The following is a 14,575-nucleotide window of genomic DNA, read 5'->3' on the forward strand; positions in this document are numbered from 1 at the left end:
ACCTTGGGGACGTATGACCGCCAAACCTTGAGACCTAATGTCCTCATAGAAGTGGCTGTTTATACCCAAACAACCTGAAGACAAGCATCTTCAGGTTGTTTGGGTATAAGCCTAATGCGGCGGGATTGGGTTGAGTACGGCTGGAATGGCAAAAGACTGTTGTGAAAGACGATGTGGGGTTTGTCTGTGAGTAAAAAGCAAAAAAAAGCGCCATCAAAGATGGCGCGAAAACGCTTGTGCGTTAATGGATTAGTTGAGGTCGAATCGATCGTTGTTCATCACTTTTGTCCAAGCGAGAACAAAGTCATCAATAAACTTTTGCTGAGCGTCATTAGAGGCGTAAACCTCGGCAATGGAGCGCAATTCGGCATTTGAACCAAAGATGAGGTCAACAGGTGTCGCCGTCCATTTTTGGTCTCCTGTTGCACGGTCATAACCCACATAGATGCCTTCTTCCGTTTCAGAAGGCTTCCACGCATTCGACATATCCAGCAGATTCACAAAAAAGGCATTATTCAGTGTGCCGGGTTTATCAGTAAATACGCCGTTGGTCGAACCGTCGCTATTGGCATTCATCGCACGCATACCACCGACCAGCGCTGTCATTTCAGGTACGGTCAGTGTCAACAGGTCTGCTCGCTCTACCAGCATTTCTGCCGGAGAACGGTAGTTGCGAGAAGCATCGTAGTAGTTTCGGAACGCATCGGCCGTCGGTTCAAGCACCGCAAACGATTCGACATCGGTCATTTCCTGACTGGCGTCTGTTCGCCCTGGATTGAACGAAACAGAGACATCGAAACCGCCGTCTTTGGCTGCTTTCTCAATGGCTGCGTTACCACCAAGGACAATCACATCTGCCAGAGACACTTGGGTATCACCTGCGTTTTTGTTAAATGCTTTTTGAACCTTGGTCAGCGCTTTCAGCGTTTTCTGTAGTTCTTTAGGATTGTTTACCGCCCAGTCGATCTGAGGTTGAAGGGCTACGCGAGCACCGTTTGCACCACCACGCATGTCGGTGCCACGATAACTGGCAGCTGAGGCCCAAGCGGCTCTTACCAATTCAGGGACAGTGAGCCCTGTCTCCCAAATAGCAGCCTTGATGTCCTGAGCTTGTTGGTCAGTGATCAAAGGGTGGTCAACAGCGGGAACCGGGTCTTGCCACACCAGAATCTCTTCTGGAATTTCAGCGCCGATATAGCGTGCTCGAGGGCCAAGGTCACGGTGGTTTAGCTTGAACCAGGCTTTTGCGAATGCCAGTTCAAAATCCTCCGGATTTTGGCGGAAACGCTCTGCAATCGCACGGAACTGAGGATCTTCTTTGAGTGCCAGATCAGTGGTGAACATGATGGGTGCATGGCGTTTGGTTGGGTCGTGCGCATCAGGCACCAGAAGCTTGGCGCTTTCGCTGTCAGGAACCCATTGCTTCGCACCTGCAGGGCTTTCAGTAAGTACCCAATTAAAGTTAAACAGGTTATCTAGGAAGTTGGTGGTCCATTGCGTTGGGGTGACAGTCCATGCGCCTTCCAGCCCGCTGGTAATGGTGTCTTTACCATTACCATCGCCACACTTGTTTTTCCAACCAAAGCCTTGGTCTTCGACAGGTGCAGCAGCTGGTGCATCGCCCAAGCACTCTTCCGGTTTGTGCGCGCCGTGCGCTTTACCGAAAGTGTGGCCACCTGCGATCAGAGCAACGATTTCTTCATCATTCATTGCCATACGGCCGAATGAGTGACGGATATCTTTGGCGGCAGCAAGTGGATCCGGGTTACCGCCCGGGCCTTCTGGATTTACGTAAATCAGACCCATTTGAACGGCAGCCAAACCTTCTTTCAGATTACCGTTTTCGTCGCGGCGCTCATCCGCCAGCATTTCTTCTTCAGGGCCCCAATAAACCAGATCTGGTTCCCAGTCATCTTCACGTCCACCAGCGAATCCGAAGGTTTTAAAGCCCATTGACTCAAGGGCTACATTGCCGGTGAGTGCCATCAAATCAGCCCAGGAAAGTGCTGCACCGTACTTCTGCTTCACCGGCCAAAGTAGGCGACGAGCTTTGTCGAGGTTGCCGTTATCCGGCCAGCTGTTGAGTGGGTCGAAGCGTTGTTGACCACCACCTGCACCGCCGCGTCCGTCATGAACACGGTAAGTCCCTGCTGCGTGCCAGGCCATACGAATGAAGAAGGGCCCGTAGTGTCCATAATCTGCCGGCCACCAAGGCTGAGATGTGGTTAAGACCTCTGAAATATCCTTCTTAACTTGATTGAGGTCGAGTTGTTCAAAGGCGGATGCGTAGTCAAAGCTTTCGCCGAAGGGATTGGATTCCTGACCATGGTCACGGAGTGGAGCTAGATTGAGCTGATCAGGCCACCAAAACTGATTAGATTTTGGCTCGCCTTGGGCCATAACAGGGGAAGAGAGTAAAGCTCCAGATAATGCAATAGAGAGTAGCGTGCGTTTAAACATAATTGCCTCCTTTGAGTCGTGCCAACTGCTTTTTCTTTTTGTGAAATACTTATTATTTTTTGATGTTAATAAGTATTTTATTTGGTAAGTTCATCAGAAATTTCGAATGATACTAATTTTTAGAAAAAGAAATTTTTTGTTATTTGTGAATTAATTTTTTAATTAATGCTCGCAATTTTTATTAGCGTTTTCTAAATTTTTTAGACAAGTAGACCCATAGCAATTTCTGCAATATTCGCATTGCTATTGATGGCTAACATTCTGTTATTGCTGAGGAAGTCGTAACTCATCTAAATGGTCATAATTATCCTTTAATTATTTTGTCCAAATATTCGTCATACTTGGATTATAGGAATAGAAACCACAATCGATAAAAGGGAAATAATCGATGGCTATGATTGGTAAAAGCGAATGTGGAGTTCGATTGAATTTAGTATGGTTCAGTAAGTGATTAATAAATAATGAAATATCTGTCTATTGATAGAAAGTGAATTGAAAGTCCTATGCTGCATTCTAATGATAAATTAATTCTTTTCTCATCTTTAATTTATTCGCATTATGTTTTATGCATTTAATTGCTTAGTGGTAAATATAAGAACACTGAAAAATAGATGATTTGGGTATATGTATTCATGAAATTGCGTATTGGAAGGCCCACAGCAAAGAATAGGCACAGTGGAGGGCGATTTCATCTGTGTATTTCAGGGATCCCGCAGGAAACCTGATTGAGGTTTCGAGCTATCTCTAAACTTCTTATATTGATCTCTGCGGGGTTATGTGGACAGGGTAAACTCCTTGTTTCTCTCGATAAAACAAAGAAGTAGTGTGCAGGATCTCTCTGAATTCTGGTCTGGAGAAGACTACGACCAACAATATGCCCATTTGTATGAAGATGACATTGCTCTCATTGATCAGTTGATAGAGGAGAAGCAAGCAAAGAGTCTGCTTGATATCTGTTGCGGAACCGGAATCGTGACGATTCCATTGGCAGAAAAACTCGAACACGTAGTGGGTGTTGATCTTTCTCCTGATATGCTGAAGCGTGCCAAGCAGAAAGTCGGTCCAACGCTTTCAGTCAGGTTTTTAGAACGTAATGCAGTCACTTTTTCACTGCATTCACGATTTGATATCGTGATTATGACGGGCAATGCCTTTCAAGCCTTTGCAAACGATAATGACTTCGCAAGATTACTGTCGAACGTCGCAGCGCACTTAAACCCAGATGGTCTATTTGTCTTTGATACCCGCCTGCCGACACCTCAAAATCTAATTTTGGACGATGATTTTAAAGCTTGCCCCAGCTACCTTGATGCGAAAGGTGAACAAGTCCAATTTTTTAGGCGTTCGGAAAGATATGATAGTGAAAACAAAGTATTGTATTCACTATCCAGGCGCATCTATGCCGATGGTAGCGTCAAAGAAGCGGGCATTGACCTTAAATATCGTTCAAAAGAAACCATTGAACGATGTCTCGCCGAGGCAGGTTTTACTATCGACAAGCGATATGCTGACTGGCGAAGATCTGAATGGTCAGAAAACTCGAATTCGCTGATCTGTGTTGCAAAGAAGGTCAACAGACCCTAAAAAGAGGCAAATACCTATGTTTACGCGTCAAATCACCGATGACCTCTCTTTAGCGTTAGTTCAGCCCTCTTTTGCTAAAAACTTCTATGAAATCGTGTGCAGAGAGCGAGAGTATTTGTCGCAATGGTTGGCCTGGCCTCCTCATGCCAATGGAGAGGCATTCTTTGAAAGCTTCGTAAAGCGCTCGCTTCACGACTATGCGGAAGGTAAATCTCTGACCTGCGCCATGGTTTATCGCGGTGAGGTTGTGGGCAATATCAGTTTCAACTCAATTAACCACGAGCTCAAGAAAGTGGAAGTTGGCTATTGGCTGAGTGAATCTTTTCAGGGAAAAGGCATTGCCTCTCGCAGTGTTCAGGCATTGATAGATATCGCTTTCCAAGAGTTGGAAATAGAAAAAGTCCAAATCGCGGCGGCAACGGAGAATCTGCCAAGTCGAAAACTGGCTGAACGCCTTGGCTTTGTGCTTGAAGGGATCATCACCCGTAACGAAAATCTTAACGGTCGTGTGGTGGACCATGCGATCTATGGACTTAGCAGAAAAGGAGAATAACCTTGGCGATCATCTACTTCATTTTTGCCGTTCTTGGGGCACTGTTTCCCTATGCTGCTTTTGGAGTTTGGCTGGTGGAGAATGGCCTAAATGTTTCTCAGCTTCTTACTGATGCGATGGCAAACCCCATCAGCATGATGGCGTGGCTGGATGTCATCATAGCGGGGGTGGCGCTTATCGTTTTCATCGTGGTTGATGGCAAGGATAACAACGTAAGGCTCCGTGGTTGGGCGATTGCAGGTACATTGACGATCGGCGTGGCTTTTGGGCTGCCTTTCTATCTATTCCTCAAGGAAAGCGATCAAAAATGATTCATACCAATCTCAGTAAGTAGCTGATCAGAAATAGCGCAGGAAGAATGCTCGAAAACAAGGCGGAAAATTTCGATAAGTAGTTATTCTACAGTCAAATTTTCCAACGCAGTTATCGAGCATTTTAACAAGCTAGGATGAGCAGATATTTACTACGATTGGTATCAAAACAGTCAGTAACACTTGAAAATCCCTGGGCGAGGCACAAGGTTGTCTATACCCGAACTCTCAGAATGCTCTTGCTTCGGGTTGTCTTGATAGAGACGCCAACGCTTAGGGATGACAGCTGATATGGATTACCTGATTGCCGTAACACTTTTCGCGATTTCTGCCTCTGCCACACCTGGCCCAAACAATCTTCTCTTGATGTCTTCCGGTGCTAACTTCGGCGTGAAGAAAAGCCTGCCGCTGATGTGTGGGATCTGCTTTGGGTTCGCGCTGATGCTATTTCTGGTAGGCATTGGATTTGGGCAAGTCTTCCAGCAGTTTCCTGAGCTTCACTTCATCATTAAATGTGTTGGTACAGCTTATCTTCTCTATCTTGCTTTTTTGATTGCCCGCTCTGGGGAGATAGCGGAAAGCGGCACGGAAGCTAAACCACTGACGTTCATGAAGGGCGCACTTTTCCAATGGGTGAACGCCAAAGCATGGGTGGTCGCAACTGGAGCGATTGCGGCTTTTACCACCTTAGGTGCTGGTTATTACAGCCAAAATTTGACCATTGCCGCGACCTTCTTTGTGGTGTCATTTCCAAGCGTAGGTATTTGGTTATTGTTCGGGTCGGCATTGAAACGGGTACTGTCATCTACAGCCCGTCGTAAAGCGTTCAATTACTTTATGGCGGCGTTACTGGTATTGTCCGTCGTCCCCGTGATTTTGGAGATTTTCAAAGCGATATGAAGGCAATAACGCACCGTTTGGCGACCATCGAAGACTATGAGTTTCTGCTTGAAGTAAAAAAGCAGGCAGAAGGGGAGGTGGTGGAAGCGGTATTTGGTTGGGACGACGATGTGCAACGGCGTATTCATCAAGAAGAATGGGAAGACGCGATACCTCAGGTGATTGAGCTTGATAGCGAGCGCATCGGCAGCTTCTTGCTTCAGAAGTACGATGATCATTATTACTTTCGCCGTTTTTTCGTCTGGCCTGAATATCAGGGCAAAGGTATTGGCTCCTCTATCCTGCAAGCATGTTTGGACAAAGCCGACAGCGAAGGCTTGCCCGTCAAACTCAGTTATCTGCAAGGAAACCGGGTTTCTGCGCTGTATCAACATTTTGGCTTTACGTACGTGAATGAAGATGAGCACTTTGTTTATATGGAAAGAAGGGTCAAATCATAAGGAATCATGGATGAAAAGCTTGGAAGAATGGTTTGAGGAGTACGGCGAAAGCCACCAAAACCCAACCAATCAGAAAATTCACAAAGTGGCAGTGCCGGGCATTTTCTTTTCTGTCGCGGGGCTGCTTTGGCTGATCCCCTCTCTTTCCGTTTTTGGAGCGACGATTGCCCCATACTTTATTGTGTTGGCGTTAGTATTGCTCTTCTACCTTGCGCTTTCTTTCAAAGCCTTTGTTGTGATGGCGATATTCTCCGCGTTTTGCACCATGGTGCTGGTGGAATTGGATAGTGCTGGATTTGATATCTTCCTGATTTCTACTGTGATGTTTGTGGTGTTATGGATTATGCAGTTCGTCGGGCACCATATCGAAGGTAAAAAGCCCTCTTTCTTTAAAGATGTGCAGTTCCTTTTGATTGGCCCAGCGTGGGTATTTCACTTCTTTTTACCACTGACGCCGCACAGTGAGACATAAAAAAGCCAACCGAAAAGGTTGGCTTTTCTCGTAAATTCCTAGGCTTAGTTAGGCAGGAACATCGGCGCGTAACAGGTATCGGTTTCTGCCGTTACTCGTGTCATCGCATCAATACGCATTGGCACCAAACCAGCATGTGATTGACTACCAAAGTTTTGGTCATTCGTGGTCGAATCCAGAACCCAAAGATTGGTACTGTTCTGATGCCCCGTCACGTTGTTGTTCATCGCCGCAACCAAGATTTCACCGTTTTGATCAAGCGTAGCCGCTGTGATTTCATCAACATAGTGGAAGAATTTCACGGTTGCTGAAGCATCTTCAGTGCTCACGTTAAAGACGCGCGTATTGGTAACAAACAGCAGTTCGCCGTCTTTAAAGATCAAATCACCCCAGTTCGCATAGCCACCAAGACGAATATTCAAATCCAGATTACCAATCATAGTTTGCTCGCCAGTCGAAGGGTCGATGGTGAACAGTCGACGGATATCAGAACCGTAAAGCGTTCCAGTCTCTGGGTCGAAGGTCATTCGCCAAATTTGATAGTTGGTTGAGCCAACTACGTGGTGAGTTTGCGATGCGACATCAAAATACGCTAACTCATATGGCTGGTATTTGTTTGGTAGAAAAGGCAGATCGGCAATTTCCTGCTCGGTAAACTCACCCTCTTCAACACCGTCGATATAGAACTTGTCTGGTGTTGGTGTGCTTGCGTAATAAATGCGGTTATTGGCTGCATCGTAAGCCATCGCGGAAGCACTGAATAGCGCGCGAGAATTAATCTCAGCGAGATTAACGGCTTCCGTGTGGAATTGTTGACGCGTAATGCTGCGAGCAAGACCTTCGTGAACGTTCACAAGCACACCTACATCGCCGCGGCCTGCGTTCATGGTGTAAAGGTTACCATCACACTCTGCTGCTGCAGCTGACATGCTAAAAGTGCTGGCTGCTAGTACGAGTGATGATAGCAGTGTCTTTTTCATTTCCCGGCTCCTATGTCCTTTAGGTTTTTACAATTAGATTTTTATTCCTGGAACAGGCTGACATGTGACAACCGCAGTCAAAACTTCTGGATAGCAAGTTGTAAAAATGTCTAGGAACGCACCCTACCACCGACGAATATCATTTACTTTGATAAATAAATGAATAGCTTTCCTCTTCGCTGCACTGAAACGTGATTCTTATTTTAAGAACGCAATGTTGTTAAATTAAACACTAATTTATTTACAGCTAATGTTTAGTCGCGATACATCTTTCTCCAATAAGAGGGTGTAACACCGAAGGATTTCTTGAAGTGATGGCGAAGAGTAATGGCGTTATTGAAGCCGGATTCAAAGGCGACATTTTCGATATCTAATGAGGTGGATTCTAAAAGACGCTGACAATGCGCCAGTCTTGCGGAAAGTAGCCATTGCCCGAAGGAGCGGCCGGTGATGGTTTGAAATCTGCGTGTGAAGGTACGCCTGCTCATCATGGCTTTTTCCGCCAACGCATCTATGGAGTGAGGCTCTTTAAGCGATTTCAGCACCTCATCAAGCAGAATAGCTAACCGCTTGTCTCCACCTCGTTCCGGCACAGGCATTGAAATAAACTGAGACTGCCCACCCTGACGTTGTGGTGGCACAACCAATAGACGGGCGATGTCATTGGTGGCTGCGCTACCTTTTAGGTTTCTGACAATCTGAAGGCAGCAATCCAGACCTGCTGCTGTACCGGCAGAAGTGATTACATTGCCTTCCTCTACATAAAGCACATCACTATCGATAGCGATGTGCGGAAACAGAGACTTAAAAGCGTCAAAGTACGCCCAGTGTGTGGTCGCGCGCTTTCCATCAAGGAGCCCGGCCGCCGCAAGCGCAAAGCTTCCAAGACACAACCCCACCGCTAAGGCACCTCTGTTATGTGCTGCCTTGAGAGCGTTAACCAAAGCGTTGGATGGGGGCTGATAGGGTGAATGCCAGCTGGGAATAATGATGATATCGGCATCGTCCATGTTGCTTAAACCATGTTCGGTTTGGATGCTGAAACCTGCAGTAGTGTTTATCGGCGTATCTAGCTCACTGCACACCGTCACTGAAAAATCGCCGGCTGCATCGGCAAACACCACGCATGGGACGGAAAGGTGGAAAGGACTCATTCCCTCAAAGGCATAGACTGCAACCTGTATCATTGTGATGATTTACAAACTATCAATAATGACCCAATCTTATCGTTATTGGTGTTTTGGGTCACTGTTTGAATTTTCATCGCTGCACCATAATGACTCCAACAAACAAGGAGACAGTAATGAAAAAGACAGCCCTGTTAGTGATTGATCTTCAAAATGACTATTTCGAAAACGGCGCGTTCCCTCTTTGGCAAGCGGAAGAAACTAAAGACCGCATTGTGGCTTTTATGGAACAAGCGAAGGCAGAGGGTGTGGAAATCATCCATGTCCAGCATATCGCTGATCCAGCAATGGGTTTATCGCCTTTCTTTAACCAAGGAACAGCAGGTGCGGATATTCATGCTGACGTACTGGCGGCAGCTCCGGACGCAGCGGTTGTGGTGAAGCACTTTGCCGACAGCTTTGAACAAACCAACCTGGAAGCGGTATTGGCAGAGAAAGGCATTGAGCGACTTTGGGTGGCAGGTATGATGACGCAGAACTGTGTTACGCATACTGCGATATCAAAAGCGGCGGAGAAATATGAGGTGGCAATTTTGCCGGATCTCAGCACGACAGTTTCAGAGCTTTTGCACCTTATCGCGTTGCATGCCGTGTCTACACGCATGACGCTGACCCCAAGTGACACACTGATTTAAATTAACGCGCCAGAAAAGAAAAACGACTCCATATCAGGAGCCGTTTTCAACTAGGTGAGCTTGTTGCTGGTTAAGCGCCGATCACGCCGCCGTCTTTGCGGGTAATACGCATCACGGTTGAGCGTGGCACAGAATCACCGCCGTCAGGGAAGTGTGAAGGAGCCAGATCTTCACCAGGGTGCTGGATACCGACAAACATGGTTTTGTAGTCAGGCGAGAATGTCAGGCCAGTGATCTCACAAGCGATTGGGCCCGTCAGGAATCGACGGATTTCGCCAGTTTTCGGGTCTGCACACAGCATTTGGTTGTTACCCATGCCAGCGAATTTGCCTTCGTTTGAGTACTTACCATCAGTCTGGATCCACAGACGACCAGCGCCATCAAAACCAATACCGTCTGGACTGTTGAACATGTTGTCTTTGTTGATGTTTGGCGTACCTGCCATCAGGCCTTCCTGAACTTCAGGGTTACCCGCCATCACAAAAATGTCCCATTTAAAATCAGACGCGGTGTGGTCACCACCTTGTGGTTCCCAGCGAATGATGTGGCCATACGGGTTTTTCTCGCGAGGGTTAGCCACGTTCAATGGCTGGTTCTCGCGAACACCGCGGTATTTGTTGTTGGTCAGGGTGCAGAACACATGTTTGTTGTCTGGATGAACGGCAACCCACTCTGGACGGTCCATGGTGGTCGCACCAACTTGTGTTGCTGCTTCGCGGGCGAAGATCATCACTTCGGCTTGACTCTTGAAGCCGTTTTCTGGTGTCAGGCCATTCTTACCAAAGGTCAGCTCAACCCATTCGCCCTTACCGTTCAGTTCGCCCTCTTTACCGTCGAACTTCGCCACGTAGAGCGTGCCTTCTTCCAGCAGATCTCGGTTTGAAGCGTGAGTGCCTGGCTTGTATTTGTTCTTCGAAACGAATTTGTAGAGGTGTTCGCCACGCTCGTCATCGCCAAGATAAACCACAACGTGACCGTCTTTATTGATAGTCAGTGCTGCGTTTTCGTGTTTGAAACGACCCAGTGCAGAACGTTTTTTCGGCTTAGAGTTTGGATCCATTGGGTCGATTTCGACGACCCAACCAAAACGGTGTGGTTCGTTTGGTGTTTTTGCTACGTCGAAACGCTCGTCATGTTTCCACCAGTCGTAGCCCCAGTCTTTGTCTTTGATGCCATAGCGCTTGTAGGTAGGGCCCAGATCCACTTCTTCAGAGGCCGCGAAGTAACCGTTGAAGTTCTCTTCACAGGCAAGGTAAGTGCCCCATGGCGTTTGGCCGTTTGCACAGTTGTTGTAAGTACCCAGAATGGTCTCACCACCTTCAGGGTCTGCCTTGGTTTTCAGCAGATCATCGCCACGCGCTGGGCCTGTCATTTCCATTGGCGTGTAAGCCGTGATCTTGCGGTTCAGACGACCTTCAGTGTTAACTTCCCACTTGCCGTCTTTCTTCACCAGTTCGATGATAGAAACACCATGTGCCGCTTGGCCTTTACGCACGTCGTCGGCAGAAATGTTCTTACCTTGATGGGTGTAAAGATATTCGTTGTTGGTGTATTCATTGTTCGCGACCAGCACCGCGCGGTCGTCCGACAGCGGGAAGAAGGTCATGCCATCAGTGTTATCACCGTACTGCATTTCCTGTGCTTTGGAATCGTTCGACTGGCTGAACTTTGGAGAGTTAGGGAACAGAGCGTCACCCCAAGAAATTAGTGTTTCAGCGACATAGCCGTCTGGAACAACAACAGTATCAGCAGTGGAAGCGGGAATCGCTTCAAAGCCCATCAGCTTGCTCTTGTCCATAGAACCCGCAACCGCTTTTGCAACCGGACTTGCCGCGAAGAAAGCCACAGAGCCTGCTGCACCAGCAGCACGCAGGAAATGACGACGATTCATCGCCGCATCGATAAAACGGTTGAACTCTGGCTCGTTGTCCAGTTGGCGTTGGTCAATATGTTTGCTCACGATGACTTCCTTTCCAGATGGTTTTAATAATTAATCGTGTGATTTCCGCAAACGCAGGGTGTCTATGCGTTTGACTATCTGCCGGAACCGAATTCTGGGGTTCGATTGTTAAAAGTTCGTGAACTCTCAATGAAATGTAAATGTCAGTATCGAGAACCATGCACTGATAAATAAGTTTTAGACATTTTCATATGGGTCTGATTTCATACATTTTTAGTGCGAGTGTGAATTCTTGCGCAAATCACAGTCGGCGATACGGCAGAATTGATCAGACACAAAGTCCCTTTCTTAGAAGTTCGGCATCTTTAGCCTGACGAAAAGAAAAGGAAAAAAACGATGCTGAGAATCTTGGGAGCGCTGGGTGCAGTCCTTTTATCAACCCATGTCATGGCAATCGAGGGAGAAGGTGATCCTGTTGTAGGAAAGCAAAAGGCTTATACCTGCCAATTCTGTCATGGTGAAACGGGTTATACGCCAAAGAAAGACTATCCGCACATCAACGGCCAGAATGCGCTTTATCTATACAATGTGATGAAGTCTTATCAGGCAGGGGAGCGAAATGGCGCAATGGGTAATATGATGCGTCAGCAAATGTCGGTATTGAGCGATCAGGATATAAAAGACATCGCCGCTTATTACGCCAGCCAAGAGCGTGGAAAGCCAGAGTAAACCGTTGCGAGAGATCGGACTCGCTGATAATGTTCAGGCAAAATCGAAGACAGGAAAAAGACATGCCGATAATCTGGGTTGATGCCGACGCTTGCCCAACCGTGATCAAAGAGGTGCTATTTCGCGCCGCAGACCGCACGCAAACCGAATGTGTGCTGGTAGCTAATCAATCATTGAGAACACCTCCTTCACGCTATATTCGCAGCGTTCAGGTCGAAAAAGGGTTTGATGTGGCAGATAACGAAATCGTTAAACGGGTTGAGAAGGGCGATTTGGTCATCACCGCAGACATTCCTTTGGCATCTGAAGTTATTGAGAAATCGGCCGTCGCGTTGAATCCCCGTGGCGAGTTATATACGCCGGAGAATATCCGCCAACGACTGAACATGCGCGACTTTATGGATACGCTGCGTTCAAGCGGTATTCAAACCGGAGGCCCTGCAGCTATGAGTCAGCAGGAAAGACAGAAATTTGCCAATGAGTTGGATAAGTTTTTGCAGCGTGCGAAGCGGTAATCCAAGGAAAAAAACGAATAAGAAAAGGAGCGATAAATCGCTCCTTTTTGGTCTCAATTAGTCGTCATCTTGAATGGTGACGACTGCACTCTGCAAATCTGTAAACCCATGTTTTAGAGCAGCAATGACATTAAAGGTTTCGTTACCTTCTCTAACTGTGTCACTGAAAATTCCAATGCCTACTACTATGGATTTAGTACCAGCAGGAAGCGTGATAACTGATGGGTTGCCCCTTTGGCCATTAGGACCGTCCAACAAGAAGTGAACAGACTTTGAAATCAACTGGTTATTGGCGTCGAAGAACATGAAATCACCAAAGTGATCTGCAAAGTCGACATCCTCAGTGGCAGTAGAGGTCTCGCCGGCTCCAGCAAGGAAGCGGAAAGTGGGTGTGTCGACACTGACCGCTTTATTCAATGTCACTCTAGTACCATAGAAAATCCCCGATTCTGGCGCTGAGCCATCGATGGTAATGCTGCTTATTTCCAATGTTGGATCCACCTCAGTGATGGTCACGGTACCTTGTTGGAGATCGCTCTTATTGGATTTGACCCATGCATCAACAGTTAAGGTTTCATTACCTTCAGTTCGGCTATCCAAAACCGTTTCAATAGTTAGAGATATGTCTTTCGTACCCGCTGGGATGGTAAAGGTTGCAGAGCCATCACTCGCTATCGTTGCGACGGTCTCATTGGACGACGCGAGTTTGATTGCTGTTTGATAGTCTTTGGCGATTTCCGCCGATCCTGCAAAGGAAAGATTAACGGTTGTATCTTCGTTGGCTTCCTCTGCAAGGCTAAATGAAAGCGTTGCTAGACCACCTTCAAATAGAGGTTCATTGTTGACTGTTAGACCATCCAGCCCTGTGAGTTCATCACTCGAGAATACCGTTGGTTCGTAACACGCATGTTGCTCTGATGTCACCGTTGCCATCGCGCTAATACGTGTTGGGAAGAGCCCAATTTGTACTTTTTCACCGGTCTCAGGTTTTAAGCGCCACAGTTGGTTGCTGTTGATATTACCTGTTACGTTTTGGTTCTTTGCCGCCATGATCAACTGACCATTTTGGTCAGTGGTAACAGACGTAACGAAATCCACAAAATGGAAGGCTTTCAGGGTCAAATCAGCGTTCGAGAGGTTAACGGTAAAGGTGCGGCCACTGGTCACATACAGAAGTTCATTGTTGTAAAACTCAAAGTCTCCCCAAGTAGTAAAACCGCCAGCTCTGGTATTGAAAGGGAACAGACCAATTTCTGTCACCTCGCCAGTATCAGGAGCGACCTTGAACAGTCGTCGTGCATCTGATGCGTATAGCTCACCGGTTTCAGGGTGGAATGCCATACGATAGATACTGAATTTTGTTGTGGCGACTTCTACATGTTTTTGAGTTGCAACATCAAAATAAGCAAGTGTCGAAGGCGTGGTTCTTTGCGCGTGAAAATCCAGATTCTTTAATTCTTCTTCAGTGAAAAAGGTCTCTGCATTTTCCATATAGTAGGTTATGGGCGCTGGAACGCTCGCGTAGTAAATACGGTCGGTGTTCTTGTCATAAGCCATCGCTGACGAGCTAAACAGTGCTTTAGAATGAATGAGTGCACGGGTCGCGGCGTCTTGAGAGTAGTTCGATCCACTGAAGGAAGCGCTTTCTTTAATGTCTATAAGCGCGCCCACATGGCCACGGCCTGCATTCATACTGTAAACGTTTCCAAAACATTGCGCATAAGAGGCTGCTGAAGCAAACATGCTAGAAACGACAATGAGCGACGAGAGATATTTTTTGTTCATTTTGACTGTCCTTTTTCGAGTTTTCCTTAGTGCGATGCTTTGCACCTTTTGTTTTGATCCATGTGCGTACTAATTACTAAATTACATGCTTAACACATGAAGATCTCATGGATAAGAAGATTTC

At 46.9% G+C, this 14,575-nt stretch carries 14 protein-coding genes; 9 read left to right on the forward strand and 5 right to left on the reverse strand.

The window, feature by feature from the left end; translation table 11 throughout:
* Positions 1–249: 249 nt before the first annotated feature.
* Entirely contained in the window at positions 250–2,460 is a 2,211-nt protein-coding gene (gene katG, locus G5S52_RS00080; protein WP_165011263.1) for a catalase/peroxidase HPI, read from the reverse strand.
* An 825-nt stretch (positions 2,461–3,285) separates the two neighbouring features.
* Between katG and G5S52_RS00085 the strand changes: the two genes are divergently transcribed.
* The 6 genes from G5S52_RS00085 to G5S52_RS00110 all read left to right on the forward strand — a co-directional run bounded on the left by G5S52_RS00085 (position 3,286) and on the right by G5S52_RS00110 (position 6,720).
* Positions 3,286–4,044, forward strand: a complete 759-nt coding sequence (locus G5S52_RS00085) for a class I SAM-dependent DNA methyltransferase (protein ID WP_165011264.1) — start codon at positions 3,286–3,288, stop codon at positions 4,042–4,044.
* Positions 4,045–4,060: 16 nt separating this feature from the next.
* Positions 4,061–4,597 (forward strand): GNAT family N-acetyltransferase, encoded by a 537-nt coding sequence (locus tag G5S52_RS00090; protein ID WP_165011265.1) that lies wholly within the window; start codon positions 4,061–4,063, stop codon positions 4,595–4,597.
* Positions 4,598–4,599: 2 nt separating this feature from the next.
* On the forward strand, positions 4,600–4,908 hold the full coding sequence (locus G5S52_RS00095; protein WP_165011266.1) for a DUF2834 domain-containing protein: 309 nt from the start codon (positions 4,600–4,602) through the stop codon (positions 4,906–4,908).
* A gap of 291 nt (positions 4,909–5,199) precedes the next feature.
* Positions 5,200–5,808, forward strand: coding sequence for a LysE family translocator (locus tag G5S52_RS00100; protein ID WP_165011690.1), 609 nt, complete (start codon positions 5,200–5,202; stop codon positions 5,806–5,808).
* Entirely contained in the window at positions 5,805–6,248 is a 444-nt protein-coding gene (locus G5S52_RS00105; RefSeq protein ID WP_165011267.1) for a GNAT family N-acetyltransferase, read from the forward strand. The genes G5S52_RS00100 and G5S52_RS00105 overlap by 4 nt, the downstream gene beginning before the upstream one ends.
* 10 nt (positions 6,249–6,258) lie before the next feature.
* Positions 6,259–6,720: an Mpo1 family 2-hydroxy fatty acid dioxygenase gene (locus G5S52_RS00110; RefSeq protein WP_165011268.1), complete on the forward strand. Its 462-nt coding sequence runs from the start codon at positions 6,259–6,261 to the stop codon at positions 6,718–6,720.
* Between the two features lie 44 nt (positions 6,721–6,764).
* Here G5S52_RS00110 and G5S52_RS00115 read toward each other — a convergent pair whose 3' ends face one another.
* Together G5S52_RS00115 and G5S52_RS00120 are read right to left on the reverse strand one after the other, a co-directional pair.
* Positions 6,765–7,700, reverse strand: a complete 936-nt coding sequence (locus G5S52_RS00115; RefSeq protein ID WP_165011269.1) for a hypothetical protein — start codon at positions 7,698–7,700, stop codon at positions 6,765–6,767.
* Positions 7,701–7,954: 254 nt separating this feature from the next.
* Positions 7,955–8,887 (reverse strand): GlxA family transcriptional regulator, encoded by a 933-nt coding sequence (locus G5S52_RS00120; RefSeq protein WP_165011270.1) that lies wholly within the window; start codon positions 8,885–8,887, stop codon positions 7,955–7,957.
* 116 nt (positions 8,888–9,003) lie between these two features.
* Here G5S52_RS00120 and G5S52_RS00125 point away from each other — a divergent pair, with 116 nt between their 5' ends.
* Positions 9,004–9,522 (forward strand): cysteine hydrolase family protein, encoded by a 519-nt coding sequence (locus tag G5S52_RS00125; RefSeq protein ID WP_165011271.1) that lies wholly within the window; start codon positions 9,004–9,006, stop codon positions 9,520–9,522.
* 70 nt (positions 9,523–9,592) lie between these two features.
* Here the strand turns inward: G5S52_RS00125 and G5S52_RS00130 are convergent, their stop codons facing one another.
* Positions 9,593–11,413 (reverse strand): PhoX family protein, encoded by a 1,821-nt coding sequence (locus G5S52_RS00130; RefSeq protein ID WP_205743742.1) that lies wholly within the window; start codon positions 11,411–11,413, stop codon positions 9,593–9,595.
* Positions 11,414–11,818: 405 nt separating this feature from the next.
* Here G5S52_RS00130 and G5S52_RS00135 point away from each other — a divergent pair, with 405 nt between their 5' ends.
* Both G5S52_RS00135 and G5S52_RS00140 read left to right on the forward strand, forming a co-directional pair.
* Positions 11,819–12,151, forward strand: coding sequence for a c-type cytochrome (locus G5S52_RS00135; protein WP_165011273.1), 333 nt, complete (start codon positions 11,819–11,821; stop codon positions 12,149–12,151).
* Positions 12,152–12,213: 62 nt separating this feature from the next.
* On the forward strand, positions 12,214–12,666 hold the full coding sequence (locus G5S52_RS00140) for a YaiI/YqxD family protein (RefSeq protein ID WP_165011274.1): 453 nt from the start codon (positions 12,214–12,216) through the stop codon (positions 12,664–12,666).
* A gap of 57 nt (positions 12,667–12,723) precedes the next feature.
* On the opposite strand, the gene G5S52_RS00145 is transcribed toward G5S52_RS00140, so the two are convergent.
* Positions 12,724–14,451, reverse strand: coding sequence for a hypothetical protein (locus G5S52_RS00145; RefSeq protein WP_165011275.1), 1,728 nt, complete (start codon positions 14,449–14,451; stop codon positions 12,724–12,726).
* Positions 14,452–14,575: the final 124 nt, after the last annotated feature.

The sequence above is a fragment of the Grimontia sedimenti genome (genome assembly GCF_011045095.1).
Classification (GTDB): Bacteria; Pseudomonadota; Gammaproteobacteria; order Enterobacterales; family Vibrionaceae; genus Enterovibrio; species Enterovibrio sedimenti.

What these genes read in the sequence shown, in the direction of transcription:
- katG (WP_165011263.1), bottom strand. Translation starts at nt 2,460, where the DNA reads ATGTTTAAACGCACGCTACTCTCTATTGCATTATCTGGAGCTTTACTC.
- G5S52_RS00110 (WP_165011268.1), top strand. Translation starts at nt 6,259, where the DNA reads ATGAAAAGCTTGGAAGAATGGTTTGAGGAGTACGGCGAAAGCCACCAA.
- G5S52_RS00120 (WP_165011270.1), bottom strand. Translation starts at nt 8,887, where the DNA reads ATGATACAGGTTGCAGTCTATGCCTTTGAGGGAATGAGTCCTTTCCAC.
- G5S52_RS00105 (WP_165011267.1), top strand. Translation starts at nt 5,805, where the DNA reads ATGAAGGCAATAACGCACCGTTTGGCGACCATCGAAGACTATGAGTTT.
- G5S52_RS00100 (WP_165011690.1), top strand. Translation starts at nt 5,200, where the DNA reads ATGGATTACCTGATTGCCGTAACACTTTTCGCGATTTCTGCCTCTGCC.
- G5S52_RS00125 (WP_165011271.1), top strand. Translation starts at nt 9,004, where the DNA reads ATGAAAAAGACAGCCCTGTTAGTGATTGATCTTCAAAATGACTATTTC.
- G5S52_RS00090 (WP_165011265.1), top strand. Translation starts at nt 4,061, where the DNA reads ATGTTTACGCGTCAAATCACCGATGACCTCTCTTTAGCGTTAGTTCAG.
- G5S52_RS00135 (WP_165011273.1), top strand. Translation starts at nt 11,819, where the DNA reads ATGCTGAGAATCTTGGGAGCGCTGGGTGCAGTCCTTTTATCAACCCAT.
- G5S52_RS00130 (WP_205743742.1), bottom strand. Translation starts at nt 11,413, where the DNA reads ATGAATCGTCGTCATTTCCTGCGTGCTGCTGGTGCAGCAGGCTCTGTG.
- G5S52_RS00115 (WP_165011269.1), bottom strand. Translation starts at nt 7,700, where the DNA reads ATGAAAAAGACACTGCTATCATCACTCGTACTAGCAGCCAGCACTTTT.
- G5S52_RS00145 (WP_165011275.1), bottom strand. Translation starts at nt 14,451, where the DNA reads ATGAACAAAAAATATCTCTCGTCGCTCATTGTCGTTTCTAGCATGTTT.
- G5S52_RS00140 (WP_165011274.1), top strand. Translation starts at nt 12,214, where the DNA reads ATGCCGATAATCTGGGTTGATGCCGACGCTTGCCCAACCGTGATCAAA.